The 26,722-nt window shown below is 44.0% G+C and carries 19 protein-coding genes; 2 read left to right on the top strand and 17 right to left on the bottom strand.

The features are described 5' to 3' along the window. The first annotated feature begins 5 nt into the window (after window positions 1–5). The gene (locus DXD78_RS01495) at window positions 6–620 is read left to right on the top strand and encodes an L-threonylcarbamoyladenylate synthase (protein ID WP_009037122.1); all 615 of its coding nucleotides are present in this window, start codon (window positions 6–8) and stop codon (window positions 618–620) included. A gap of 76 nt (window positions 621–696) precedes the next feature. Further along, window positions 697–1,719 carry an AI-2E family transporter gene (locus tag DXD78_RS01490; protein WP_005823830.1) on the top strand — a complete coding sequence of 341 codons (1,023 nt, stop codon included), beginning with the start codon at window positions 697–699 and terminating at the stop codon, window positions 1,717–1,719. Between the two features lie 4 nt (window positions 1,720–1,723). On the opposite strand, the gene DXD78_RS01485 is transcribed toward DXD78_RS01490, so the two are convergent. The 17 genes from DXD78_RS01485 to DXD78_RS01400 form a co-directional block, all read right to left on the bottom strand. Continuing rightward, window positions 1,724–2,920 (bottom strand): 6-bladed beta-propeller, encoded by a 1,197-nt coding sequence (locus DXD78_RS01485; RefSeq protein ID WP_009037123.1) that lies wholly within the window; start codon window positions 2,918–2,920, stop codon window positions 1,724–1,726. Between the two features lie 67 nt (window positions 2,921–2,987). Then, window positions 2,988–3,836 carry a formylglycine-generating enzyme family protein gene (locus DXD78_RS01480; RefSeq protein WP_009037124.1) on the bottom strand — a complete coding sequence of 283 codons (849 nt, stop codon included), beginning with the start codon at window positions 3,834–3,836 and terminating at the stop codon, window positions 2,988–2,990. 105 nt (window positions 3,837–3,941) lie between these two features. After that, on the bottom strand, window positions 3,942–5,252 hold the full coding sequence (locus DXD78_RS01475) for an HlyD family secretion protein (RefSeq protein ID WP_005835293.1): 1,311 nt from the start codon (window positions 5,250–5,252) through the stop codon (window positions 3,942–3,944). 3 nt (window positions 5,253–5,255) lie between these two features. Then, window positions 5,256–7,460 carry a peptidase domain-containing ABC transporter gene (locus DXD78_RS01470; RefSeq protein WP_009037125.1) on the bottom strand — a complete coding sequence of 735 codons (2,205 nt, stop codon included), beginning with the start codon at window positions 7,458–7,460 and terminating at the stop codon, window positions 5,256–5,258. Continuing rightward, entirely contained in the window at window positions 7,461–8,696 is a 1,236-nt protein-coding gene (locus DXD78_RS01465) for a TIGR04150 pseudo-rSAM protein (RefSeq protein ID WP_005823840.1), read from the bottom strand. It abuts the gene before it with no gap. 20 nt (window positions 8,697–8,716) lie between these two features. Next, complete coding sequence (locus DXD78_RS01460; protein WP_009037126.1) at window positions 8,717–10,168, bottom strand: radical SAM peptide maturase; 1,452 nt, start codon at window positions 10,166–10,168, stop codon at window positions 8,717–8,719. 3 nt (window positions 10,169–10,171) lie between these two features. Continuing rightward, window positions 10,172–11,488, bottom strand: coding sequence for a 6-bladed beta-propeller (locus DXD78_RS01455; RefSeq protein WP_009037127.1), 1,317 nt, complete (start codon window positions 11,486–11,488; stop codon window positions 10,172–10,174). Between the two features lie 190 nt (window positions 11,489–11,678). Next, on the bottom strand, window positions 11,679–11,888 hold the full coding sequence (locus DXD78_RS01450; protein ID WP_005835287.1) for a TIGR04149 family rSAM-modified RiPP: 210 nt from the start codon (window positions 11,886–11,888) through the stop codon (window positions 11,679–11,681). Window positions 11,889–11,944: 56 nt separating this feature from the next. Further along, window positions 11,945–12,958 (bottom strand): hypothetical protein, encoded by a 1,014-nt coding sequence (locus DXD78_RS01445; protein ID WP_034528836.1) that lies wholly within the window; start codon window positions 12,956–12,958, stop codon window positions 11,945–11,947. Between the two features lies 1 nt (window position 12,959). Next, on the bottom strand, window positions 12,960–14,039 hold the full coding sequence (locus tag DXD78_RS01440; protein ID WP_005835286.1) for a glycosyltransferase family 2 protein: 1,080 nt from the start codon (window positions 14,037–14,039) through the stop codon (window positions 12,960–12,962). An 18-nt stretch (window positions 14,040–14,057) separates the two neighbouring features. Beyond that, window positions 14,058–14,459 carry a DUF3244 domain-containing protein gene (locus DXD78_RS01435; protein WP_151877010.1) on the bottom strand — a complete coding sequence of 134 codons (402 nt, stop codon included), beginning with the start codon at window positions 14,457–14,459 and terminating at the stop codon, window positions 14,058–14,060. A 154-nt stretch (window positions 14,460–14,613) separates the two neighbouring features. Next, window positions 14,614–16,308, bottom strand: coding sequence for a tetratricopeptide repeat protein (locus DXD78_RS01430; RefSeq protein WP_005823853.1), 1,695 nt, complete (start codon window positions 16,306–16,308; stop codon window positions 14,614–14,616). Window positions 16,309–17,109: 801 nt separating this feature from the next. Further along, entirely contained in the window at window positions 17,110–17,760 is a 651-nt protein-coding gene (locus tag DXD78_RS01420; protein ID WP_005823861.1) for a hypothetical protein, read from the bottom strand. A 48-nt stretch (window positions 17,761–17,808) separates the two neighbouring features. Then, the gene (locus tag DXD78_RS01415) at window positions 17,809–21,015 is read right to left on the bottom strand and encodes an efflux RND transporter permease subunit (RefSeq protein WP_009037129.1); all 3,207 of its coding nucleotides are present in this window, start codon (window positions 21,013–21,015) and stop codon (window positions 17,809–17,811) included. After that, window positions 21,015–22,487 (bottom strand): TolC family protein, encoded by a 1,473-nt coding sequence (locus DXD78_RS01410; RefSeq protein WP_009037130.1) that lies wholly within the window; start codon window positions 22,485–22,487, stop codon window positions 21,015–21,017. The genes DXD78_RS01415 and DXD78_RS01410 overlap by 1 nt, the downstream gene beginning before the upstream one ends. Then, window positions 22,484–25,555 (bottom strand): efflux RND transporter permease subunit, encoded by a 3,072-nt coding sequence (locus DXD78_RS01405; protein ID WP_009037131.1) that lies wholly within the window; start codon window positions 25,553–25,555, stop codon window positions 22,484–22,486. Before DXD78_RS01405 ends, DXD78_RS01410 begins: the two co-directional genes overlap by 4 nt. 36 nt (window positions 25,556–25,591) lie before the next feature. Next, the gene (locus DXD78_RS01400; RefSeq protein ID WP_034529001.1) at window positions 25,592–26,665 is read right to left on the bottom strand and encodes an efflux RND transporter periplasmic adaptor subunit; all 1,074 of its coding nucleotides are present in this window, start codon (window positions 26,663–26,665) and stop codon (window positions 25,592–25,594) included. Between the last annotated feature and the right edge of the window lie 57 nt (window positions 26,666–26,722).

Below are 26,722 nucleotides of genomic sequence, written 5' to 3'. Positions count from 1 at the left end.
CCGCCATGCTTCTGAAACTTTATGAAAAAAATAACAATCCCGCCGACCTGCAGCAGGTGATCGACCTACTGAATGACGGAGGTATCCTTATCTACCCTACCGACACCATGTATGCCATCGGCTGCCACGGACTGAAGGAGCGCGCCATCGAGCGCATCTGCCGCCTCAAGGACATCGACCCCAAGAAGAACAATCTTTCCATCATCTGCTACGACTTGAGCAAGGTTAGCGAATACGCCAAAGTGGACAACAGCACCTTCAAGTTGATGAAGCGTAATCTGCCCGGAGCTTTCACCTTCATTCTGAACGGCACCACCCGCCTGCCCAAGATATTCCGTAACCGTAAGGAGGTCGGCATCCGTATGCCGGACAATTCCATCATTCAGGAAATAGCCCGCCTGCTGGATGCTCCCATCATGACAACTACATTGCCGCATGATGACAATGAGGACATTGAATACTGCACAGACCCGGAACTGATTGACGAGAAATTCGGTGATATTGTCGATTTGGTAATAGACGGCGGTATCGGCGGTACGGAAGGCTCTACCGTAGTGGATTGCACCAATGGGGAGCCGGAAATCATACGCCAGGGGTTAGGCTGGCTGGACGAAGGATAAATATTGAATTCCGGCCACAATTTCCAAACCTTTTCAACTTCTTTTATGTTTCTTTACTAAGAAATACAGGAACTTTATGAGCACAAAAGAACAATACTGGAAATATTCATTGATAGCTATCATTATCGGGCTGGGAATCATTCTTTTCAGACAAATAGCCCCATTCATGGGCGGTCTGCTGGGAGCCTTGACTATCTATATCCTGGTAAGAAAGCAGATGATGTATCTTTCCGACAAGCGGAAAATGAAGCGCAGCATAGCTGCCACCCTCATTACGGCAGAGGCAATTCTCTGCTTTCTGGTTCCACTTGGGCTGGTGGTATGGCTGGCTGTGGTCAATCTTCAAAACATCAATCTGGACCCGCAAGCCATTATAGCTCCTTTCGAAGAAGCGGCCAACATCATTAAAGCCAAAACCGGCTACTATATCTTGGGGAAAGACACGGTGGCATACGTCATTTCAATTCTTCCCCGCATCGGGCAAGCCATCATGGGAGGTATCAGCAGTTTTGCCGTCAACATCTTCGTACTGGTCTTTGTACTCTACTTCATGCTGATAGGGGGCAAAAAGATGGAACAGTACGTCAACGACCTACTGCCGTTCAACGATGACAATACACAAAACGTCATCCACGAAATCAACATGATTGTCCGCTCCAATGCCATCGGCATCCCCTTACTCGCCGTCATACAAGGAGGAGTAGCCATGATAGGCTACTGGATTTTCGGTGCTCCCAACATCTTGTTCGCCGGTTTCCTGACCTGCTTCGCCAGCATCATCCCAATGGTAGGAACAGCGCTGGTATGGTTTCCGATAGCTGTCTACATGGCATTGATAGGCAACTGGGTTCAAGCTATCGGCCTGGCCATCTATGGCGGTGCAGTCATTTCACAGCTCGACAACCTGATACGCTTCATCATCCAGAAGAAAATGGCAGACATTCATCCGCTTATCACTGTCTTCGGAGTTGTAATCGGCTTGTCCCTTTTCGGATTCATGGGTGTCATCTTCGGGCCACTGCTCTTGTCACTATTCTTTCTGTTCGTGGATATGTTTAAAAGAGGGTATTTGGATGCAAGGGGGAAGACGACGGAATAAGTACTTAATAAAGCATGACCATAATAGGGTTACCTTCCTCTTCTACTCCCATTCTCCGTTGATTATCATCACTGAGTTCATCCGGTTGTAACAAAGCAAAAAAATGTCCATCCGAAGTGACTCCCCTGATTTGGATATGCTGATTATTCATTTTATCAAATAAGCTATCACCCTTTTGGCAAACAACAGTTTTCTTTTCCTTATGGTAAAATCCACAATATGACTGACTTTCTTCTAAATATAAGCTTGTATGAAAATGGAAATAGATGTACTCTGCATTCTCCAGAATATAGTCTATGGCTATTTTTTTATCACATCCTTCTACATCCAATTGCTGCTGCTCATTCCAGTGCCACTCACCCAGTTCAAAAACCAGATATGGAGTAAGTCCCTGCTCTGAAATAGTATAGATAGTATCATTAAAAGCTTGTTTCACTCGGATGGCATCCTTAGATTTCCATAACGAAGGGCTATTGATTGCCGTATAATATTTCCGGTCACCAACAAATTCTGCCATTGCCAAGTCACCTCCATAAGCAACATTGCCCCCCAACAAATTTGAAACCGACAAAACCTCATCCATGGGAAGCAGGGCTGAATTCCATGTAGCAATACCGGTCAATGACATCGTATTTCTATCCATATAAAAGACTGATGGCGTCTCCGGAGAGAGTTTCATTTTATTATGTCCCCAAATTCTGTCCGCATCCATCAAATAGTAATTTTGGGACAGAATACAATTGACTGTATCTTGCAATCGAATTCTATCCTTATATTTCCCATCAAATCCATATAGTAGGAAATCATTATTCCATCCCAATAGATAAACGGTTCTCCGAACCGTATCAGCCCAAAAGCTCACTTTCCCCCATGAATCCTTTGCATATCCTTCCGGATCAGTACCTACGTGTCCAATATCCCGAATATACTTCCCGTTAGTACGGTCAAAAAGCTTCAGATTCTGATGGACAGAAGATACCAATATCGCACTATCCATAATTATGCACTCCGGATATTTTCCTATAATAGCCTGCTCATTAGTCTCCAAAGGAATATAACTTATGCTGGAAAACAAATTTTGTACAGATTGTCCTTCTGACAATCTACTCATTGCTTCCGCAACATTAATTACATTGCCATCAATCTGCTTTTCGGAACACGAAGTTACAACCAACATCAATAATAAAAAGAATTTCCACATATATCTCATACCATTTCTATTCATTACTCTGAAAGTAGTAAAATATCACTTATCATCATTAATTACATTATTTAATCGATTCCGGCTCCATCACAAGGCGAAAACCTCCATACTCGTCACTATAATTCTCAATGTCGTAATCAATGTACGACACCCGACACCCCTTTGCTGTTCCTCCCCAACTTCCACCTCGCAATATTCGGCGGAAAAAAAGATAAGTACCCTCAAAAGGCCATCCCGGATGGATAGACTTACCACCTTGCTTGTATTCTTTAGTGTACAAATCACCACACCACTCCCAAACATTGCCACTCATATCATACAATCCCAATTCATTGCTTTTTTTCAGACCTACCGGACGGGTAGTTCCAGCTTCTCCATATTGTCCGCCAGAGGAATTCCCAACATGCCAAGCCACCTCACTTACCTGATTGCTGCCACTGTATTTATAGTGCTTACTTTTGTGTCCACCACGCGCTGCGTATTCCCATTCGGCCTCAGTCGGAAGACGAAATGTTTTACCGGTCATAGCATTTAATCTACCGATAAACTCCTGCGCATTTTTCCAGCTTACATTTTCCATCGGGCAATCTTCGCATCCCCCATTAAACGGCAAAATGGAATCAGTATCCATAACCGCCCTCCACAGCCTTTGAGTAACTTCATATTTTCCTATGTAAAAATCAGATACCGACTCCTTACGTGCTGGTTTCTCGTTATCCTCACAGTCACATCCCTGCTCATCTGTACATCCCATCATAAATGTACCTCCTTTCACAAAAACCATCTCAATAGAATCCCCATTCACAACAACTATAAGTTGCTGAATAGGAGTTTCATCCGACTGACATCGAATAAAAACAGTTATAAGACATATTGCCAAAACAACAGTCAATGCTTTAACTCTTCTTTTCATACTTTCATTAAGAACATTCTCTTCCTTAGTATTTCATACTATATATACGAATAGCACAAACATACTAAAAACAAATGAATTACGAAATTTACATAGAACTATTTTTCATTTTTCATATTCCACCACTTTCCTCAACGGAGCCAACAACCTTTCCAGTACATTCTTGTCAGCAAGGATAATGTCTGCCGTACCTTTCAACTCACGCGAAACAGGTAGCTGTTTGCCGTAGTTGGTCTGCATGCCGTCAGGCAAAGTTATTTCTACTATATACATTCCCTCTTCCGTTGGAGCAGGAGAGATACTTGCAACCTGCCCTTTTACATAGCCAAACTCCTGGTCGGGATAATTATTCAGACGTATATGCACCCGCTGTCCCACATGTACCTTACCCGAACCCTGCAAAGGAAGTAGAGCCTTACCTAACACCCTTGAACTGTCGGATGGCTGAATCGTGAAAACCGTCTCACCGGCTTTCACATTCTGGTTACGACTCCAAACCGTCATAAAAGTAACCTTCCCCCTGACCGGACTTTTCAATAAATAAGAGTGCTCCCATGCACTCAATTGCGCGGCTAACTGCCCTATGGCATTCTTTAAATCAGTCCGACGACTCTGTTCCTCATCGTATGCTTGCTTACGTATATCCAACATATTCTCCTCATGTTGCACCAACTGCATTTCTGCCTGAAGCAAACTCATACGTACCTCTTCTTTAGAACGCAAACTTTGCAAATATCTGCTTCCAGACTCCTCAAATTCCGCAGCAATCATCGCCTTGCGCACATATAAAATAGAATCACGGATATACATACTCTCGGCAAGCTTTATATCCTTATCAATCAACTCATATTCCCGCTCTGCCAACCGAAGATAGGAGCGTTGTCCACCCAGTTGTTTTTCCTGAAAACGAAGTTTCCGAGCGTAATAGTCCAACTCCATAAAACGTGCATATTCTGTAAGTGAAGTAATGAAAGCTGCAAAAGCCGATTGCAGTTCCCCCAACTGCCAGCGCCTGCCGATAAAAAGCTCCACTCCTTTCTGCCAATCATAATCCTGCGTTTCCCATGCCTTCATCCATTTCTTAAGGAGACGTACATCTTCAGAACATGCCGCATTACCAATCACACCCAAATCCGTATCTGCCTCCACCGAACTCCCGTTCTTCACATAAAGCGTATCGAGTTTCCCAGTAGCATGTGACAGCACAAAGGCGGGAGGTTCCTCCGTGGCCAGAGTCACCTCTGCCGCCAAGGTGTCCGGATACCTGAATATCCAACAACCAACCAGTACCATCAACAGAATCACTGCCAAGACAGTAATCCCACACCTCACCACCCAAGGAGAAATGTGGTTCATCACCTCCTGCACTTCTTCACTGCGAAGTTCTATATCCTTATATATCTTCTCTTCCTCCATTCATTAGCTACCCAATTCCAGCTGATTCTTAACCAGCCGATAATACATTCCTTTCCGCTCCGTCAGTTCCCGATGGGTACCTTCTTCCGCAATGCATCCCCTATCCAGCACCACAATCTTGTCGGCATCCTTCACCGTACTGAGCCTATGCGCCACTACCACTACGGTTTTCCCTTTATAGAATTCATGCAGATGTTCCATAATCTCCTTTTCATTATTCGCATCCAAGGCATTGGTGGCTTCGTCGAAGAAAAGAAATTCCGGATTTTTATACACGGCACGCGCTATCAGCAAACGTTGTTTCTGCCCCTGACTGATACCGTTTCCCTCCATACCGATTTTGGTGTTATACCCCAATGGAAGCGAGTCTATGAAATCACGGATATTGGCTACCGCCACGGCATGGCGCAGCCGCTCCACATCAATCTGCTCCTCTCCCACAGCAATATTCTGCGCAATGGTTTCCGAAAAGATAAAGCCGTCCTGCATCACGGCTCCCGTCTTGGCACGCCACAAGTGGGGATTTATGTTCTCTAACGAAGCATCACCCACCTTCACAGCCCCCTTATTGGGCGAATAGAAACCAAGCATCAGTTTCACCAGAGTAGTCTTTCCACTCCCGCTCGCACCTACAATAGCTGTCACTTTATGTTCGGGAATCACTAAAGAGACATTATCCAGCACATAGTCTCTATCCGCTCCATCGTAACTGAAGCACACATTTTCCATCTTTATATCCCGTCTCTCAGGCAAAACGGACAATTTGGAAGCAATATCCTGCTCCTCATCCGGTTTCCCATGTACCTCATTCAGCCGTTCCAGACTTATCTTGGCGTCCTGAAACTGCTGCGCAAATCCTATAAAAGAAGAGACCGGCGCACTGAGCTGACCGATGATATAAGTCAGAGACATCATCATACCCAGTGTCATCTCCCCTTCCACCACCGCCTTTGCCGCAATAAACGAGATTATAATATTCGTGGTCTGATTGAAAAATACAGAACCTACTTGTTGTACTTGCCCCAAAGCCAACCCTTTTACGCTGATTTTAAACAGTTTCACCTGAATACGCTCCCACTGCCAGCGCTTCTGTGTCTCGCAGTTATTCAACTTTATTTCCTGCATAGCGGTCACCATCTGCACAAGGTTACTCTGCTCTCCGGCTGCTTGTGCAAACCGACGGATATCCAATTCACGGCGATATTTCATAAAAGCAAGTATCCAGGCAATATACAAGCTGTTACCTAAAAGAAAGATTCCCAATACCACCAAATTGTAGTAAGCAAGTACAATAGCAAAGATGAAAAAACTGACAAAGGAAAAGAGCGTACTAATAGAAGAACCTGTCAGAAAATTCTTTATACGGTCATGGTCACCAATGCGCTGTATAATGTCTCCCACCATCTTCGTATCAAAAAAATGAAGCGGCAACTTCATCAACTTTGCCAAAAAGTCCGAAATAAGGGAGATGGATATACGCGTATTCACATGCAACAATATCCAGCTACGGATAAACTCTACCGATAGTTGTGATACCGAGATTATAATCTGCGCAACCAGCACTAAGGTAATAAAGCTCAAATTTCCGTCACTGATACCCACATCCACCAAGGCTTGCGTAAGAAAAGGTAGGATAAGCTGAAGTAAGCTCACCACCAACATGCCCAATATCAGCTGAAACAACTCTTTCCTATAGGGAGTCAGATAACGGAAGAAAAAACGCAACCCTCTTTCTTTCAGTTCCGGTTCTCCCTCACCATTATAAAAGTCAGGAGTGGGTTCCAGTGCAAGTGCAGTCCCCTTCTCTTCTCCGTCCGATTTGGTAGCTAACCAGCATCGCTTCAATTCCAGTTCATTATACGTAACCAACTGAGTTGCAGGGTCTGCTATTCTAAACGAGTATTGCCCTTTCTTTTTCTTAACATCATAGCAAACCACAAAATGACTCTGATTCCAATGCAAAATGCAAGGCAGAGGAACATCTTCCGCCAATTGTTCAAAAGAGACACGAACTCCGGACGTTCTGAAACCAATAGACTCAGCGGCATCGCTGATGCCTAACATGGAAACACCATTGCGAGAAATAAAAGAACGGGCACGCAAAGTCTGCAAAGAATAGCTCTTACCATAAAACTTAGCTATCATACGTAGGCAAGTAGGACCACAATCCATGGCATCAAGCTGACGATAATATGGGAATACGTCCACTTATTCAATTGGTATATTACATAAATTGTTTTTTCCTATCACCAGCTCATAATTAGAGATAGAGGGACATAAATCCCTATTAACACATTGGTTACAAGGTTTTTCATTGCCTCTAATTCTAAGCCAAGCATTTCCTTCTGTTATTTCTTTATAGAGAAGTTCCTTTAAAGATGAATCTTGTATATTTCCTAATACACTGCAATTCACATTGGCATAGACTTCTCCCGAAGGATAAATTGTTAACTTACCGAAAAAATTATCATTCAAAGTCCGATGCCTAAATATCGTTTTTCTATCAATAGGGGCAGCCAATATATCTTGCATATCCAAGTAGACATACTCTCTAAAGAAATCTTTATTTTCCGCTGTATAAAAAGGTTTTATTTGAACTACCGTTTCTGCAGGTATCTCCATTTTTTCTATACGTTCCATATCAGATTCATTGGATACTATCAAATTCCACTTCACTCTATCGTACGGGAACTTCTGCATATCTTCAGTCAGCTGATTACCAAAACCTTCAGCATGGACTAAAACTTCTAAAACACATTTGGTCTGTTGCACCAATTCTTCATATTCACTACACAAGAATGTATTATCCAAATACAAATGCACATCTACCTTTGATTTTTCCATGTCAGGAAGCAATTGCCTAACATAGCTATTTTTATTCGGATTTCCTCCTGCAAATATATTAATCCGTTTAATGCCATTCATCAAGAATTGGCGTATTAATCGACGATAATCGTCTGTTTTCAGTCCATCACCGGAGTGAACAGTACAGTGATTTATTTGATGGAAGTAAGAAGTACAAGCCGGACACTCCAACTCACACGTTGCCGGTAAATACAGATTTACTTCATTAAGGTTTTCCATAACACGATTTCCCAAAGAGGCTTTTTTTTCCTCATCTTTGACACGTATATCTGAATTCAAGAACAAAGTTGGCTGAAAGATATAAGGCTTAGGAAATTTCCCGTCATATTCTATACAATCACCCGAAAACAATTCTCTTACAGCCTCAACAAAATGTCTTACAACTTCGTTTTCCATCATTTCCTTATCCAACAAAACACTATACCCATTCGTCGGATTTTGCCACTGTTCAATAATCAACTGTACAATCGGATAATCAGGACAAATCAAATAAGTTGCATTCAGAGTATTATAAACTACTGTTTTGTCATTACTACGCAACAAAAACGCATAAGGCTCCAAATAAAATAAATAATTCATTGCATTTACTCCTTTTTCAATTAATCGACTACAATAGAAGATAACAACTCCTCATAATGATTCGGATAATTCTCAGCATACGTTAAAAAAATCCCAAACTCCTCTTTCAACTTAGCATCCGTTTGTATGCCGGGACATATCAATTGCCCATTCTTTTCCTTCAACAAAAACAAGCACTGACCGCAGCTCCTTTTTAAATAACAGTGTCGACAGCTTTTTACTACCTTTTCGTACATCGAACTATAATATTTAGCTACAGCTGCACAGTCCAAATTCAGTTTTCCATCCTTCAGATATCCAATAGCATGTTCTTGTCCAATCTTTTCGCATGGAAGAATTTTTCCACGAACTGTCAAAAATAATTTGCGTTCAAAAGGGCGACAAGTGCCTGTGGGAATGTATCGGTCTTCCCACCCCGTATCAAACAAATCCAAATAAGTAGCATAACGATTACCACCATATCGCATCAACATCGAATGATAGCTCACGGAACGGCTGCCATCCTTAATGAAAGTATACTTCAAATCCTCGTGTTGCACTGCTTCATCAAAGCTCCTCACTCTATCATTAAACATTTTAGAAAACTCTTCAACACGTTCCGGAATAAGCCCAGTAGTATTTAGCTGCGCCATACGAGGATTCTTCCCAAACAGTTCTTTGATGGAATAATAACATTCTGCAACAGAATTCAAGTTATGCAATACAGAGTTGAAATTTACTTTCTTTTCAAAATAATCCGGATAGGTTTCTTGCAGTTTCTTTACGTTTCTGACTACACGTGAGAAAGACGAATTTCCATGCTTATCTACCCGATAAGCAGATTGCACCTCATTCCCGTCCAAACTAATCAGAATACTAAAATTCTTTTCCACCAAATAGTCCATATACCGGTCCAGTAGCATAGCATTCGTGGTTGTATTGTAATTAAAAATCAAAGAAGGCAAATTCAAACTCTCAATATAGGCAATTGTTTCCTTCACCAGTTTCATATTCAGCAGAGGTTCTCCGCCATAAAATCCAATTGTAATCTCATTTTTATGAGAAACATTATAATCAGAACACCATAGTTTAGTCAAATAATCTACCAATAGTTTTACGTTTTCAAAAGCCTGGTCACCTGTTTCTCGCCGGTCATAATTAGAATAAAATTCACCATAACCACAATACTTACATTCCAAATTACACCTATCAGTTACTTCAATCAATAATTGCCGCAACCCTGCAAGGTTTCGTTTTACCAATTCTTCACTATAATCTGTTTGAAATGTTACCCCTCTCTTTTCAAAAAAACAATGTTCTTTCAGAAATTTCAGTTTACGTTCGTAATAATTTGTTCTATCAACAAGTGATGCATCCATATGTTCCATTACAGTTGCCATTTCTTCCGGCACATAAAGAAAATAGCACAAAGCATCCGAATATACATATTGATGCTGATTCCCAGTAGTTATCAAAAAAGACTTATCCATCATTTACTATTTTAATGTAGCAATTACCAATATCGGATTACTCTCTTCCTCTACATTCTCCAAAGTATGGATGAATTTTGCTTTTAGAGATTCATCCTTTACGTCAGAAGTTCTCATCTCGTCTATATCTATCCAGTTGTCTTCACTGTTCGGAATAAGTACATCTATCCAATACTTTCCTTGTGAACGATAATCTACATGGAACGACCCTCCACACAAATCATTATCCAAGATAAAGTACTTAGCACCTTCCAGCCTACGAAGGGTGTGATTACCCAGCATTCGTTCCGTAATCTCGGATTTTCGCTCTTTTACTTTCACTTTTCCAGTCTGTTTGCCATAACAATAAGTATAAATGGTTTCCCCCTTACTGCACAACAGATAGATATTATCCTTACTCGGATAATAAGAATATATGGAAAAATAATCGAAAGCGCTTCTTTCCCTAAACCAAACATGAGTCGCCCCATAATCACCTTTTTCTTCATGGGTTGAAATGATATATTGAGGTACCAACTCATTCGCAGGGCTGTCATAACGATAAATCGTATCGGTATCCGGATATTTCAAGGTCAACTGATTGCCATAGGTATCTATACTGGTAAAAGGTTCTAACCAATAGTTAACAAACTGCTGGAAATTAATTCCGTTCTTCATAATTTCCTCTTCACGCCCGATATGTGCCGGATTTTTGAATATCTTTTTTTTCTGGTAAGTACTATCAACCCATGCAAAAGACCATACCGAATCTTTTGGTGTCGGTTTATTGATAAATGCCAGATTTTGAGCTATAAAGAACTTGTTATCATACAATGCAAATTGGAAATACATTGTCATAAATACATCATCCGGAGATGTTTTTGCAGCTGTCCGCTTATAATTGCCTTCATAATCATAGACTTTAACTCCAACTATTGTCGTCTGGATATATACTTCTTTGGTGTTCTCGTCCACGAAGAAATCAGCCATTCTGATATATTCTTCCGGTCCTTGTCCAACTTTGCCTACCTTATTCAAGAACTTTCCGGAACGTGAAAATCGGAGGACATGATTGTCTTTATAATGTTTCACCCAGATGTCAGAATCAGTCACCTTCATTTTAGTAATTTCTCCTATTAGAGATTCGTCCGTCACCTCCAACGAAACAATCTCCACTTTCGCAGCAGCTTCGCTCAATGGTAGTAAAGCAACCTTAGACACATTGTCTGATGATAGATTAATAACTGGAGTACCCTCTTCATCTTGCAAAGTATTCTCCTTTTTATTGCCACTACATCCTAATAAGAATGAAGCAATAGCTATCAGTAAAAAACAATTTTTCATAAATACAATCATCAATATACCTCATTCTGAAAGTAGTAGAAAACACACATATCATGCACTTCCACTACTTCCAAAATAACGGTACAAATTACTTACTTCACAATTCAAACAGTTGCAAAATACAATTTTTATTCTCCTATAAACAAGGCAAGAATAAAAAACATCAAACTTGTATTATTTACTACTATTCCTACATGCTATGTGATCCATGAGTACCGCCAGTCCACGATGGAGAGTACAGACTACCTGCAACATTTGCATTAAAGTTGTCAACCGGTCCAGACGGTCCAGCGCAAGCACACAAACAACAGTTTTCTCCTCCCAAAAGGCGATTCAACTCCTTTTCACTGAGTTCAGCTTTATTAAGCTGATCCAATTTAATCTTACCTAACTTTTTCATTGTCATCAAAATTTTAATTAAACATTCAATTTATGTATAGCATAAAACTATCTCTATTATTTATCCACAAATATTATTTCACGATATTTCCAACGCAAAGTATTCTTTGGGAAATTACAATGTAACAAAAACTCCATTTCAGGTAAAGCATATAACTTAGCTAATACATTTTTTACCGACTCACATATACAAACTTTCTCCACACACAGTAACCATTCACCTAAATCTCGCCAAACATCAACTGGAAATAAAAACAATGGTTCAACATACCTCACTCTATACTCAAACTGACAGAAAAACCGTTCAACACCTAATACTATTTGCTCCAACATCCAAGAAGTCCGAGAGCGAAACAAAGAATTCTCGTCATAGAAACGAAATAGAAAATAATCTCCTACCCACAATAAGAACTGAAATGTACCCATATAAGGCACTTTCATCTCTTGCCACAAAGCTATCAAGAATTCATCCACATCTGTAAGTTGTTCATCCACATCCATCTCTATCAAAGACTTTTGAGCTAAACATTCTATCAAACATCCCCATTTGGCAAGCCTAATCCCATTTTGTTCTGTAAACACTTTTTGTTGTATTTGCTCCAGCAAATTAAAGTTCTCTCCCTCCATTTGCTTTTTGCCTCCCACATAAGTATCACTCAAAAATCCGGAAAGGCAAAGTGTAAATTGTTTATCCAGCAATAAATCTAAATCCGGATATTGTATCTTATACTGATTCCAGACCAAAGAATTGTTAGGATAAAAGCACCACAAATCTTCTCCGAAAGGGAACTGTTTAGGATGGACTGACGGATTTTGATTCAAGAAAAGTAAAAAATGAGTATCGACCCTTTCCTGTATTTCAACCATATTCTCAATATCAAACGAAAAAGTGACTTTGATATGTTCTCCTTGTTGTTCAGAGAAATAAGCCACAAAATAATGAAACAAACTTTGGAACTCACGATAGAATGAGACAACCTCAGTCAAGAGGCTTCCCCACGCTTTTCGAGAATAAAAAACAGAAAAACAACACCACGCTTTTCCTCCCATCAACGTATAATTCTGTTTCATATTATGCCAAGAGTATTTTATTAGTATAATCAAAATTCCGATATACAATCCCTTGTCCGAACCCATTCGGATTTACCGTTTTACAATCATTATCCATTTTTTTCATCTTCAGATAGTTTATAGCCTCTGTTACACCCATGACAATTACCACTATCAGATTCGCATCTTTAACTTTATAATATTGATGATTAAAATCATACAAACAATTAGATTTGTTTCTAAGTATCATTTCCTCATCTTTAAAATTCAGTCGAATTCCGTTCTCCATCTCATCCCATATTCCTTCTTTCCATTCTCCTTTTATCACAAGTCGATATTTATCCCCTATACATTGTTTTAGCATGTCTGATTCATCCGGATGATTATAATTCATTGCAATATTGTTCTGTATCACTCCTATGCCAAAACGTTGTCCTTTATACAACATCAATACTCTCGTAGAGTAGGGATTTATATAATCCAGATAGACACTCTGCAACTTCTTCAACAAAAACTCTTGTGCTATCCGCTCTTCATCTGCATGCATCAAAACATTATAAAATTCCTTCTGATTAAAAATTTCCTGCACAAGCCCTCTACACAACAAACGATTGAAAAATTCAACATCTTCCAAACCATATCCTACAAACACTTCATTGTATCCTCTCGCCTCAACGAACTCCTTTCTTTCCAAGCAGACCCTTCCGAAAACATCACGATAACAAAGATTACTCGTATAAAATAGACGCTCTTTATTGTTAAATTCTTTTAACATAAACTCTGCAAACCCTCTACCTAAGTAATTATCTGCATCCAAATTGCATACTACTTCTCCTTCTGCCAATCTGAAAACCATATTCCTGCTATGGCTGCGTCGATAATAAGCTGGTTCAGTAGTCCTATAATAGACAAGAATACCCATCTCAATATATTTCATCATAGATTGAGCAATCCATTCTTCTAATCCATCTTGCGAATTATAATCCAGCACAACAAACTCGACCTCATCTACTAAGAAATTATCAAGAATATTCTTCTCCAAAGTTTCTTGTAAATGTTTAAGCCGATTCATACAAGTGATGCAAAATGAGATTTGTTTCATAGTGCTATATAGCCATTATTAATGAATAGTAAATCTACCGAATGCATAAGCTCCATCCAAACCTTTTATCTCAAGTAAAAAATCACCAACTAAGCCTTTCTGTAATTGTACTTTTCTCAATATTGGAGAGTCAATATTCTCAGTAGAAGAGTAAACAACATCCCCATTCTGAGAAATTACAATTTCAATCTCACCTATAGATTGATAGAACTCCAAGTCAATGGAGTGGTCATCATTCAAAAATGCTAAAAAAGGAGTCACTGGAGGAATAGAACGGTGACCATTCCCCGGACCATCCGGTAAATCAAAATCCTCATCCATGATGATTTCTACTCTTGAAGGAAAAGTTACTGACTTTCCATTCACTACATTTACCACAAAGAAGCAGTATAAACTTAACAAAATAAAAAATGATTTCATAGTATCTTTAGTTTTGAATGTAACAAAGATAGCCATTTAATCACTTCTTAGGGAAAGTACAAGTGGACAACACAAAAGAGAATAACAAACTATATATCAAGAAAATACTAAAAAAAAAGCTACTAAGTTAATGGACGAAAAGCAAGAAGTTCTTCTAATAAAGAGTTATAAATTCTTCCAATTTATCAGTAGTATCCAAATTTAAGCTCTCCCTCAATCTCCGTTTTTTCGTAAAAATAGAATTCATCTCGCAGTCAAAAGTAAACATCAACTCAGTGGTAGTGAAACCAACTTTAAGCAAAGCTATCAATATCAGGTTACCACTCGTTAATTTAAAATCTTTCTTTAACCGAGAAATCAAATTACCATATATCAAATCCATGTATTCAAGGAGCTGTTCTTTCTCTTGTTTGGTCATATTCTTCACAATCAGCTTTTCCTTCTTCAATTGATCCAAGAGATAAACACCATTTACACATACATTTTCACGTATTTTTTTATTCTCACTCTCCAACAGCAAAATCTTTTGATTCAATTTACCAACCTTCTCTCTATTTGTTTCCGCTGTTTCACCTGCTTTTTGTTTCAACACATCAAGTTCATAAACATATCGTTTAATCATGCACTCATTCTCCTTTATTACTTGCATATTTTTCCGGAACATCTCTTTGTATCTTTTTCTTAAAAGAAAATACAAAACAAGACATAATAGGATAATAAATAAAACGATTACCATCCCAAAATAAAACTGTATTTTCTTTTCGTGTTCAACTTGTTGCTTTTCTAAAAGAAGCTTTCCTTTTTCATATTTACGTTGCAAAGTCAAAATTTGAGATGCTTGTTTAGCATCCAGGTCAACGGACAACAACGAATCAGACTTCTCTTTGAAATAGAGAGCCATTGCATACTTTTTCTGCCTCTTTTCCAACAGATACAAATAGTGGTATGCCCCTGCCAGAGTACGAGGCCTTTCTGATTTCAAAGCTAAAGTAAAATATCTTTTTGCCTCATCCAACTTATTTTGATTTAAATAAATGTTCCCCAATGACATTGAACAGTGATGCATAGAATGCCTATCTTGTTCAGTCTCTACCGCAGTTTTCAACAAGATTATTGCATTTTCCAAATCTCCCTCATTTCTTTTTGCAATTCCTTTTACTTGTAACAAAGAAGGAGTTACTCGTTCAAAATCGATACATCCTTTCTTTTCTTCACACAAGGACAAAGCCCTATTGATGTAGTTATAAACACTGTCATATTGTTGTTCTACATAATAAATACGAGCAATATCCCGATAAGCATATATAACCCCTAAAGTATCGGCTGCCTTTTGAAAACAATATACCGAACTTTGATAATTATCAAGAGCATCTTTGTGTAGCTTTCTATCTGCATTCAAAATACCGATATACTCATATGCCAAGCCTTGTAGCTTATACTCTTCCGTTTTCTCCAATTTAGCCAAAGCATTCAAATAGGCTTGCATAGCCAGCGTATCATTCCCCTGCAAATCCATCACTTTGCCATAATAAAACAATGCCTTCCCCGCTTTCACGTTATCACCCCCATTCTTATAATAATCTACCGCCAACTTTATCAACGAATCCGACTGCATGCTATCCAGATAGTTCTTATCACGGGCTTGTGTCAACAGCAGCACATAGTCTGCCCGCTGCTTTCCACGAAGCTTCTCCGGATGAGGAATTTGCTCCAACAGCAGCAATGCACTGTCAGAATATACATCCATATACCTCTCTACCTTATCAAAAGCATTGAATACGTTCTTCTCTACGCAAGAACCTAACAGTACGCAAACGGACAAAAGTCCAAGATATAGCAGTTTTTTCATATGAACATGTTCTTTACCAGATTATCATTACGTATAACTCCTATGCCCACAGAATCCTTTTGGAGATAAATATTCACACCAGCCAACGGCAATCCTTTTTCCCCATCAGTCACAATGCCATTTGTCTACGCATTAGAAACAACTGCACAGCAGAATGTTATGAACAGTACTATACATCACTTCATAATCCATGTATATATAATTAAACTTTGGATGAGAATAAGCTTTTTTACGGCCTCTCCCTTCAAAGATACAAAAAACCGCTTCAACAATGTACAAAAACAAGATAAATGTGGCAAACAAAACAAATAGCTCAGAGCTTGTTTCCCCTTACATAGGCTTCCTTTCCATTTTCTGTACGGAGTTATCAGCGCCTATCGGCCGTGATGCGCTCTGCCAACGGCCGTCAACCACTCGACTAACGACCGTCAACAAGGTGCTTCATAACCGTTGAACACCTATTATACTCATAGTTTCCCCATACTGTGCACCTATCTTATTCCTATTATGAGCCCAGCTGCAGTCTATCGGTAAACGGTCTTTTACGAAGTTAATACCGTGTTTACACGAAACGCTTATCGTGTAAACAAGATATTTGCAAAATGCTGCACATTCTATTAATACACTAACAAACAAGATATTAACTTACCTTCCGGCGTATTTCCGCTGTGGAAGCAAAAGTTGCTTCCACCTTTTTGAGTTGCTTCCACAGCACTTGTAATGCCGATGAATAAAGGGATGCAGGAAGTAGGTGGAAGTGTGGAAGCAGAAATGATAAAACTAAGCAGAGATAATTTTCCCTTAAAAGCAATAAAACTCCAGAATCTGCTGGAGCAAAGCATCCTGCTTTCCCGGACCTTTTTCCAACTCCACACTTTTCAGGTTATAGAGTTGTGCCAGCAAAGCTGACGACTGCTTCTCGCAAAGACGGGAATCATGTACCTGCTCCATCCAGCAGACGGTCTCTCCCCAAACATCTACCGAAAGATGTGACAAGACTTCTGTCGGGGCTCCCCCCTTCTCCACCTTACGGAAGATTTCGACCAAAGCACACAACAAGCTGGACATTATCTGTTTACAACGGGAATGGGAACGGGATTCCCGGTTTCTGAAACGTAGCAGGAAATAGTACCCCAGCCATAAATAAACGGTGGTGACTTCTGCATGGATTTTCTCTATCCTCTTCCAATGCGCAACCAAGGCAGCATCAATTTCTTCCAGAATCGCATCCGTATCATCTTCTATGTAGTATTTCTGCGCAAGACACTCTATCACGCACCCCCATTTCGCCATATCCACACACTCTTGCGTACGCCCCATCCATACATGGGCTTCCTCCAATATCCGGAATGCCTTTTCTCCACATTCCGGAGCATCATAAAACCGATACTGACGAAACAACAGAAGAGACTGACATAATAACTCATCCAAAGAGTACTCCGCACTTTCCATATTTAAAATTCAAGTATCCATTCAGGTAACAAAATCGAGCAAAAGTAATCATTTCCTAAGAAAATCACGCTGTTTCAGCACAAAAACCGGCAGGAAAAAGAAGATACCGATGACGGACATCACCAGTCCGCCAATGGTACCCGCCGCCAATGGAAACCAGAAAGCTTCCTTGTCCTCACCTATCATGAAAGGGATAAATCCCAGAATGGTAGAAACTACCGTGAGGAAAATAGGAACGACCTTCGCATTCCACGCCTTGACGTAGGCACGAAGAGCGGAAAGACGGGGGAAACGACGTCGGATGCTGTTGTACTCGTTCAGGATATAGATGCTGGCATTCACCGTGATGCCGCACAGCAGGACGAACGAGGCAAAACCGCCCTGGTCGAAGTTCAGCCGGAACCAATAGAAAGTAAGAAATACCCCGATATAAGAAACCGGAATCACAAAGATGATGGCAAGCGGCTGCTTCAGGGAGTTGAACAGAACGCTGGTCGTAAAGAAGATGATGGCTATCACCACCAGCAGAAGCAGGTATTGGCGGTTGTCCTTCTCGCCCCATGACCAACTGTTGCTGTCCGACTCGGCTGTATAACCCATCGGCAACAGTTTGTTGAACTCCTCCAGGTCACGTTTCTGTATCTTGTTGCCCATCTCATTGGAGCCGATATATTCGTATTGCAGGCAGAGGCGGTACTGCTGGTTTTCTTTGGCAATCTCCTGCGGCATCTGTCCCTTTTCCACAGTAGCCAGTTCGGAAAGTTTGTAATGCTTGCCGTTTCCTACTCCATAGGGAAAGAACTGCATTGCCCAGATGTCATATTCGGCAGACTGGCGGGAAGAGAGCTTGATTTTCTCCATCCCCTGCTCGGCCGCTACCGAACCAATCTCCAGATTCTTGCCAAAGATGGGGCGCACCGCAGAGAAAAGCACTTGCGCGTCGATGCCCTCTTGCGCCATGCGCTCCTTGTTCAGGTTGAAGTAGAATTCCTGATAGTCATCCTTCCACCAGGAGAACTCCGAATTGATGAGCACTTCCTTGATACGCCGGTGCGTCAGCAGCTTGGCCTTCAGCTTCTCCGCCCACTCATAGAGTTCGTCGTAGTTGTAGCCGTACATCCTGATGCGGTAGGAGCCGGCACTCTCGCGGACGTCATTACTGAACCCCTGGTCCTGCAATCCGTAGATGCCCCAGCTGCCGCCTCCCAGTTCCAGCGCCTTGCTTATCATATTGGCTTTCAGTGTATAGGGGAAACCGCTGTTCCGGGCTTCCTTCTTGAAATAAATCTGCATACTGGCACGCCGGGGGCTGTAGATGGAAGTATGAAACTGCCTGATTTCCTTGAACCGGCTGAGGTAGGTCTCCATACGTTTCATCAAAGTGTTCATCTGCTCGAGGGTGCTGCCATTGGGAAGGTTGGCGTTGGCATAGAGCACCACCTCCTCATTACGGGTGAAGTAACTGCCTTCGTACACCTTCTGTATGAAAAGCCGCAAGCTGCCGCCCAGCGCCTTGTCCACAACGGGTTTCACCGACTCCTTATAGGTATCCGAACCGAATACCTTATTGTAAGCAGCTTCCCATTTTCCCCCTCCTTCCAGTTTGTCGGGCAACAGAAAAACGGGCAGACCGAAACCCAACAGTAACAGCAGGCATACAGCCCAGCGCCAACGGCACAGAAAACGGATGAGAGCAGAGTAACAGCAGGAGAAATAAACGGGGAAACGTCTGAAAATCCGTCCCAACCTTGTTTTGAATGTTTGCGTCAGCCCCGGCAAGACAAGACGCCTCTTCTTCCCCGTAATCCGCCTCACCAGTCCTATCTTCTCAATCATCGACGGAACAAAGAACAATGCCACCATCAAGGAAACAGCCAGATTGATGATCACTACCGCTGCAAAGTCCTGCAGGTTGAGCCGTATCTTCTCGTCAAGGAAGAAAATGATAACAAGCGCACCCATCGTAGTGAGGGTTGCCGCCAACACCGACAGGAAGGCCTTGAGATTACGCCGATGCAGAATGTGGTCGGTCATGACAATGGTGCTGTCTATCACCAGATTCAGCGAGACAGTGATACCCGCCAGCGAATAAAGCTGCATCTCAAGTCCGAAGAGGTAGTAGAAGATAAGTGCCACCGCTATATTTACAGCCAGGCTGGTAACTATCAGAAAAAGATATTTCAACTTACGAGTAATGAGCCATACGAATACAAGCAGGATGAGTACCGTCAAACCGGTACGGAAGTAAATCTTGTCCAGTTCTTCCCGTATGTACTCGGTCGCATCATAGCTGGTATGCACTTCATATCCGACAGGAAGTACCTGCCGAACAGCTTCCATCTCGTCCATCACGGCACGGTTCAGTTGCAACTGGTTGGCAGTTTCTTCCGCAGTAATGGATAGATAGACGGAATTCAGCCCATTGATGCGGTAATAGCTTTGCGGCTCCTCCTCCATACGGACAGCCGACACCAGTTCGTCCAAGCGGAGCAGTTTCCCGTCGGTAGCCGTCACGGTGATGGCAGCAGGATTAAAACCAAGGGAGTTGCTCTCCGGCACCAGTGCCAGGCGTATCCATTCCCGGCTACCGTTACCTGTATCCACATTGTGCGTACCCAGAAATTCCTTCCGGTAATGCCGCTGTACTGCCTCGCTGATGTCCGATAGGGTCACACCCAGCAAGCGCAACTGTTCACTGTCATATTCCAGTCTCCACTCCATGGGCGTGGCACCGCTGAGTTCCACCTTATAGATACCCGGAATATTTGCCAGCCGCGGCTTGATATGCTCCTCGGCATACTGCTGAATCAATATCGGAGTGGAAGGGGCATTCAGTGTGAAGGACATGAAAGGGCGTGAGGCGTTCTCGTCGGGCACTTTCATGTGAATGGTGGGATAGCTGACACCTTCGGGCAATTGGGGCCACGTCTGCCGGATGATGGTGGAAGCTTCGAAGCGGACTGCCTCGACATCGGCATGCTTGTCCAGCTCCACAGTAATGTTGCCGTAGCCGTTGCCCGAGGTGGAGTTCAGCCGCTTCACTCCGCGGATACGCGCCAGCATGGATTCCAGCTTGCTGGTCACTTCCATCTCCACCACCCGCGACGAAGTGCCAGGCATGCTGAAACCCACCGTGAAGCCGGGCAGGCTGCGTGACGGATTCAGCTTGACGGGGAGCAGCGGTATCAACGCCACTCCTACCAAAGCAAGGCAGACAAACGCCACTATGACGGTGAAGGAAGAAACTCGTTTCATCAGTTATTATAATCAAATTTTTCCGACAGCGAAAATCCGCTGGCAAAGTCGTGCAACGTCAGTTTCCGTATCTTGTAATAATTCAGCCAGTAGTCCTGCAAGGCGGAGATGTAATTGCGTTGCGCTTCCTGCTGGCGGTTCAGCGAGAGGGTCAGGCTGTTGATGTCTGCCTTGCCGATAATGAAGCGCTGGCGGGTTTCGTTATACGCCAGGATGGCAAGGTCGAGGGCCTCTTCGGCACTGGCGACGAGGGCTTGCTGGACGTTGAAGTCGCTGACGGTCATGATAACCTCCTCCTCAATGCTGATTTCACTTTGCCTGGCAGAAGTCTTCACCACGTTCAGATTGTTCCTCGCCATGTTGTATTTGCCTTTCCTCACGCCCCAGTCCACCAGTGGAATGGAGACACTGACCGACACCATCTCCTGCTGCATGGGATGCCTGTATGCTTCACCGAATTTCTCTGCCACCTGGTTGAAGCCGACGCTGGCGTTGATGCTGGCGTTGAAGCGCGATTCCTTCTTCGTCTTGTCTACTGTCTGCTCGGCTTCCAGCACTTCCTGACGAAGCCCCAGAAATTCCGGATTGTTGGTTTGAGCGGCCAGCAAAGCCTCATCAACCGGTATGGTCAGCGCCCTCGGACGTCCCGGAAGCGACACCCTGATATCCGTGTTCTTCTCCATATTCAGGAAAGATGCCAACGAAAACATGGCGCGCTTCAAGGCACTGGCGGCATTCTGCAAAGTATTGCGGGCGTTCACCACGTCGAGTTTCAGCGTCAGCAGGTCGGCACGGCTGATGGCGGCTATTTTCAAGCGCTGCATGCCGATGCGGTAGAGGGTATCGGTGGAGACGGCATTGTCCTTGGCCAAGTCATATTCCGCCTGTGCCATGGCAAGCGCAAAGAAATAGGTAGTGGCCTGCTCGGACACCCGCTCTGCATTGTAGATATACTCCTTCTTCACCTTCTCGTACTTCAGCGGCTCAATCCTGCGTTCCCAACGGAAAGGATTGTAACCGACCAGACTCTGCGAGTAGCCCAGACGAACCGGAACACTGGTGAACTGGGTATACTTGTTTCCACCGAAGCTCCGCATATAGCCCAGCTCCGTATCCAGATAGAACGTACCGCCCGTCAAGTCGAAATTCTGTCTGACGGCAAGATTGCCGTATGCATAGAAGGATTGCTGGCTGCGATAGATGTCAAGGTCCTGTTCGGAGTCGTAACGCTTGGTGATATCGCGGTTGTACTGTGCCGGAGTCATGTTCAGCGTCAGGCTGGGAAGGCGGTTTGCCTTATAGGTGCGGTATTCCCAATAACCGGCCAGATACATGTTCTTGGTGCGGAAGGCTTCCAGCGAACTGTCATTCGCCAGGGCAATGGTCTGCTGCAAATCGAGCGTTATCCGCTGTTGGGCAAAAGCGGAAAGGGCTCCCAGACTGAACAAAAGTATAAGACTTAATTTCTTCATGCTCTTTCTTTTCTATAAATAAACCAATATATCAACGGGATGATGAACAGACTGACCAGTGTTCCTACAGACATAGCCCCAATCATCGCTATGGAAAGCGGCTTCTGCAGCTCCGAGCCCATGTCGAACGAGAACAGCAGCGGAACCATAGCGAAAATGGTGGTGAGCGATGTCATGATGATGGGCCGGAGCCTTCTGCGCCCCGCCTCGTGGATGGCCTCGAGCAACGGCATACCAGCCCTCCGTAATTCATTAATGGCATCCAGCTTCAGGATGGAGTCGTTGATGATGATACCGCACGTCACTATCAGTCCGATGGCAGACATCAGGTTCAAGGTATGTCCGCATATCCACAACAGAAGCAGGGCAAACGCCACATCTATCGGGATTTCCAGCAGCACGATGAGCGGCTGCACGAAGCTTTCGAACTGGGCGGCAAGAATGAAATACATCAGCATGATAGAGATGAAAAGAATCACCACCAACTCGTCCAGCATCTGGCGGTTGGAGAAGAAACTGCCGGAAAAGGCCGTATCCCAGTCACCCGTGGCATCCGCCTCCCGCTTCACCTTTTCCATCAACTCCGGAGCATCGTCCACTTCATAGAAACGGAACGGTATATATTCACCGTTGCGTCCTGCCGTAATCGTTTTCAAATCCTCGGCCGGACGCACCTTTACCAGCTCCCGAAGCGGAATATGCTCCACTTCGCCCTTACTGTCCGGACGGGTCTGTATCAATGTCTGCTGCAGCACCTCATTCACTGTCCGCTCCTCGCCCACAATGCTGATAGGCAGGTATTGCTGGTAGGAATGGAGCATAGCTACGCTGTTCTCCTTGAATGCCGTCCGCAGCGTACGGTAAAGCTCGTCATACGAAACGTCATAGAGCAACAGCCTTTCCTGCAGGATGCTTATGTCGAGCTGGTTCTCGAAAGCGATACCTACGGGCGCTGTCCCCGTAAGCTCCGCAAACTGTTGTTCCAGTCCGCGCAATTCTTCCGCCGCCGGCGCCTTCTCCTTATTGCGGGCATAAAGTTCCGCCACCACATCGGCCTCCCCGGTCACGAAAAGCTTCTCGAACACGGTTTCGGGTGGAGAAAAGGAGACTGTCGCCAACGGATATTCCCGTGTCAGCCACTCACCCGCCTGTTTCTGCAAGGGAGCAATCCCGTCAGGCGAGGAAGTCTTGAAATACAATTCCGCCTCCGAAGAAGAAAGAGCCTGCTCACGGTTCAGCAGATAGTCCTGCTGGCCTATGGCAGCCGTCTGTTCCACAGTCTTGTCCAACAACTGTCCGAACAGCACATTCACACGATGCCGGTTCTCGTCCACATGTATATTTTCGTTCCATTCCACGTGGACTATCAGTTCATTCTGGTCTATCTGCGGCATACGCTCCTTGGCTATGGAATAAAACAGAAAGACACAAAGAGGAATAGAAACCACACAGAATATGATACTTACCGTCTTATGGGAAAATACCCAGTCGATGCCCACATCATAAAAACGGTCCAGCGTATGTTCCTTCAACGGATTGTTGATGCGGATGCGGGAGAACCACGACCTGCCGCGCAACCCCGTCCGGTAGACCAGCATATAGAGGACCGGCAGCAGCATGATACCCGTGAAGTAGGAAACCAGCAGCCCCACCGTAACAGAGAATGCCTGGTCATAGAAAAGCGCTCCCGCAATGCCGCTCATAAATATCAGCGGCACAAACACGGCAACCGTGGTCAGGGATGAGCTCAGCATCGGCGTCACCACCTCACCCGTACCCGCCACGCAAGCCCGCCTCAACGAATAACCCCGTTCGCGGTACTGCGAAATATTTTCCGTGACAATGATGCTGCTGTCAATCATCATACCCAACGCCAGAATCAATCCGGACAGAGAAATTATATTGAGCGACATCCTGAACAGATAGAAGAACAAGAAACAGATTACAATGGACACCACCATGCTCAGGCCGATGATGAACGGCGACTTGACATCCCCCAAGAAGAGTACCGCCACAATGCAGATGAACAGGAAACCCAACGACAAATTTTGCTGAAGATTGGAGATGGTATAGTCCAGCAACTCCGTCTGGTTACGGCTGATGCTAAAATCAATGTCGGGATATACTTTCTTGAAGTAGTCCATCGTGCTGTTGATGGCAAGCTTCATGTCTTCCATATTCTCGTCCGCCTGCTTGATGACGGCAAGGGTAACGGCACGCTTGCCATTGCTCATGGAGACACCTTTCTCCTTGGCAGGAACAATCTCTACCCGGCAGAAGTCTCCCAAGCGGATGATACGTCCTTCCTTTCGCAGCAGGATGCCCTTCACGTCCTCCTCTGTCCGCAGCAGGGTGGAGAACTTAATGTTGTATTCGTAGTAGCCGTCGCGCACAGTCATGCTGCCCGGCTCCACGTTGTTTTGCGCCAGCACGTTTTCTATGTCTTCAATGGAGAGCCCCAACACAGCAAGCTTATCCGGGTCGGGCACAATCTGTAACTGGCGTTCGACCAAACCCGTGACATCCACCATTGCCACTTCCGCCAACTGCTCGATGCGACGCTTTATGACATTTTCGGCAAACTCGCACAAATCAAGAAACGCGCGTTCGTCCACCTTGCCGTATGCACTGTCGCTTTTTAGGGTCAGATTGAGGTAGAAGACAGGAATGTCCGTCGCACTTGCCTTTATCACCTTCGGGCGTTCGGCATCCTTGGGCAGATAGTTCATGGCGGCGTCAATCTTCTCGTTCACTTCTATGAAGGCAAGGTCGGTATTCGTACCGAAGTCGAAGCCCAGGCGGATGATGCCTGCACCATCGCGCGTCTCGCTGTCCATGTCCTTCAGTTTCGCCACCTGGATAAGCTGCTGGCGAAGCGGTTTCACCACCGTATTCTCCAATTCACGCGCCGAGGTATTCTGCGCCGACACCTGCACGGTAATTTCCGGAATGGCTATATCGGGCAGCAGGGATACCGGCAGGGTGAAGTAAGTCACCAGCCCGACAATGAAGCATGCTGTAAATGCCATCAGTACGGCAATAGGCCGCTGTATCAAAAACTTTATCAATTGAACTATGAATTTTGAATTACCACTTATCACTCATTATCTATCAACCACCTTCACCGATGCTTCATGTGCCAGATTCACATTTCCCGTCACAATGACCGTATCGCCTTCTTTCAGGGCATCGTCGGCCATACTATAGCTTTCCGCATTCTCCAGACCGGTCTGCACATAGTTCCACTGCGCCTTTCCGTCTTTCAGGGTAAACACCACCTGCTTGCCCGAACGCAACACCACGGCACTCTTCGGGATTACAAGCTGTCCGCCCAGAGAGCGGTGCACGTTCACCCTCACGTTCATCCCACTGAACAGCCGTCCCTTGCCATTGACGGCAGCCTTCACCTTAACCATCCCCTTGTCATCCACCAGAGGATTGATTTGGGTGATGCGCCCCTCCTGCCTAAAGCCGGCATCCGAATAAGGGGTAACAATCACCTTGTCGCCACTCTTTATCAACGGCAGTTCGCTTTCCAGCACCGTGAAGTCCACCTCCATACCTTGAGTGCCGATAATGGAGCAGAAGGCTTCCGAGGTACTTGCCTCGTTGAACGGTTTGGAGAACAGGTTCGCCACTACCCCGTCAAAAGGCGCAACCAGCGTGGCGTGTTCCTCTTCATACGCGGCAAGCTCATACTGGGCGAGGCTCTGGTCGTAACCGCTCCTCACGCGGGCCAGCTTCATGATGTCAGCAGGTACTTTGGAGGCATCCCCCACCGGATAGCCTTGCCCTATCAATACATCCTGCAACTCAAGTTCCGCTTTTTCCAAGGCATCCTTGGCCTGCGCGGTCTTGTTCTTCAGGCGGAACTTATCCAGTTCGGCAAGTTTCTGCCCTTTGCGCACCGGGTCACCGTTCTTCACGTAGATGTGTGCCACTACACCGGTAGTCTCAAAACGCAAATCCGCCATGGCACCGGCGGTTACTTTTCCGTTGCTCACCAGTTCATGCTCAAAGGTCGCCCGCTTCAGGACTTTCACGGTCACTTCATTGCTTTCACTTGGCAGGACGGTTGCCACCCCTTCCTCGGACTCTTTTCCCTTTCCGGCATCGGAGCAGGCGGCAAGCAGGGCAACGGCCATGCATAGCAGGTATCGATAGTTCTGTGTCTTCATATTCATACTCAATTATAAATTGATAAAATTAATCGTTTCAAAAAAACGAACCGATAT

The sequence above is a fragment of the Bacteroides sp. D20 genome (assembly GCF_003436255.1).
Taxonomy (GTDB): domain Bacteria; phylum Bacteroidota; class Bacteroidia; order Bacteroidales; family Bacteroidaceae; genus Bacteroides; species Bacteroides uniformis.
Note: the sequence above shows the minus strand (reverse complement) of the source record. Positions and strands in the feature narration are given on the sequence as shown.

Excerpts from the sequence above, each read along its gene's own strand:
- DXD78_RS01475 (WP_005835293.1), bottom strand. The coding sequence starts at position 5,252 with ATGGAGGAAGAGAAGATATATAAGGATATAGAACTTCGCAGTGAAGAA.
- DXD78_RS01435 (WP_151877010.1), bottom strand. The coding sequence starts at position 14,459 with ATGAAATCATTTTTTATTTTGTTAAGTTTATACTGCTTCTTTGTGGTA.
- DXD78_RS01465 (WP_005823840.1), bottom strand. The coding sequence starts at position 8,696 with ATGAATTATTTATTTTATTTGGAGCCTTATGCGTTTTTGTTGCGTAGT.
- DXD78_RS01440 (WP_005835286.1), bottom strand. The coding sequence starts at position 14,039 with ATGAAACAAATCTCATTTTGCATCACTTGTATGAATCGGCTTAAACAT.
- DXD78_RS01420 (WP_005823861.1), bottom strand. The coding sequence starts at position 17,760 with ATGGAAAGTGCGGAGTACTCTTTGGATGAGTTATTATGTCAGTCTCTT.
- DXD78_RS01415 (WP_009037129.1), bottom strand. The coding sequence starts at position 21,015 with ATGAAACGAGTTTCTTCCTTCACCGTCATAGTGGCGTTTGTCTGCCTT.
- DXD78_RS01485 (WP_009037123.1), bottom strand. The coding sequence starts at position 2,920 with ATGTGGAAATTCTTTTTATTATTGATGTTGGTTGTAACTTCGTGTTCC.
- DXD78_RS01445 (WP_034528836.1), bottom strand. The coding sequence starts at position 12,958 with ATGAAACAGAATTATACGTTGATGGGAGGAAAAGCGTGGTGTTGTTTT.
- DXD78_RS01455 (WP_009037127.1), bottom strand. The coding sequence starts at position 11,488 with ATGAAAAATTGTTTTTTACTGATAGCTATTGCTTCATTCTTATTAGGA.
- DXD78_RS01460 (WP_009037126.1), bottom strand. The coding sequence starts at position 10,168 with ATGATGGATAAGTCTTTTTTGATAACTACTGGGAATCAGCATCAATAT.
- DXD78_RS01490 (WP_005823830.1), top strand. The coding sequence starts at position 697 with ATGAGCACAAAAGAACAATACTGGAAATATTCATTGATAGCTATCATT.
- DXD78_RS01450 (WP_005835287.1), bottom strand. The coding sequence starts at position 11,888 with ATGAAAAAGTTAGGTAAGATTAAATTGGATCAGCTTAATAAAGCTGAA.
- DXD78_RS01430 (WP_005823853.1), bottom strand. The coding sequence starts at position 16,308 with ATGAAAAAACTGCTATATCTTGGACTTTTGTCCGTTTGCGTACTGTTA.
- DXD78_RS01410 (WP_009037130.1), bottom strand. The coding sequence starts at position 22,487 with ATGAAGAAATTAAGTCTTATACTTTTGTTCAGTCTGGGAGCCCTTTCC.
- DXD78_RS01400 (WP_034529001.1), bottom strand. The coding sequence starts at position 26,665 with ATGAAGACACAGAACTATCGATACCTGCTATGCATGGCCGTTGCCCTG.
- DXD78_RS01480 (WP_009037124.1), bottom strand. The coding sequence starts at position 3,836 with ATGAAAAGAAGAGTTAAAGCATTGACTGTTGTTTTGGCAATATGTCTT.
- DXD78_RS01495 (WP_009037122.1), top strand. The coding sequence starts at position 6 with ATGCTTCTGAAACTTTATGAAAAAAATAACAATCCCGCCGACCTGCAG.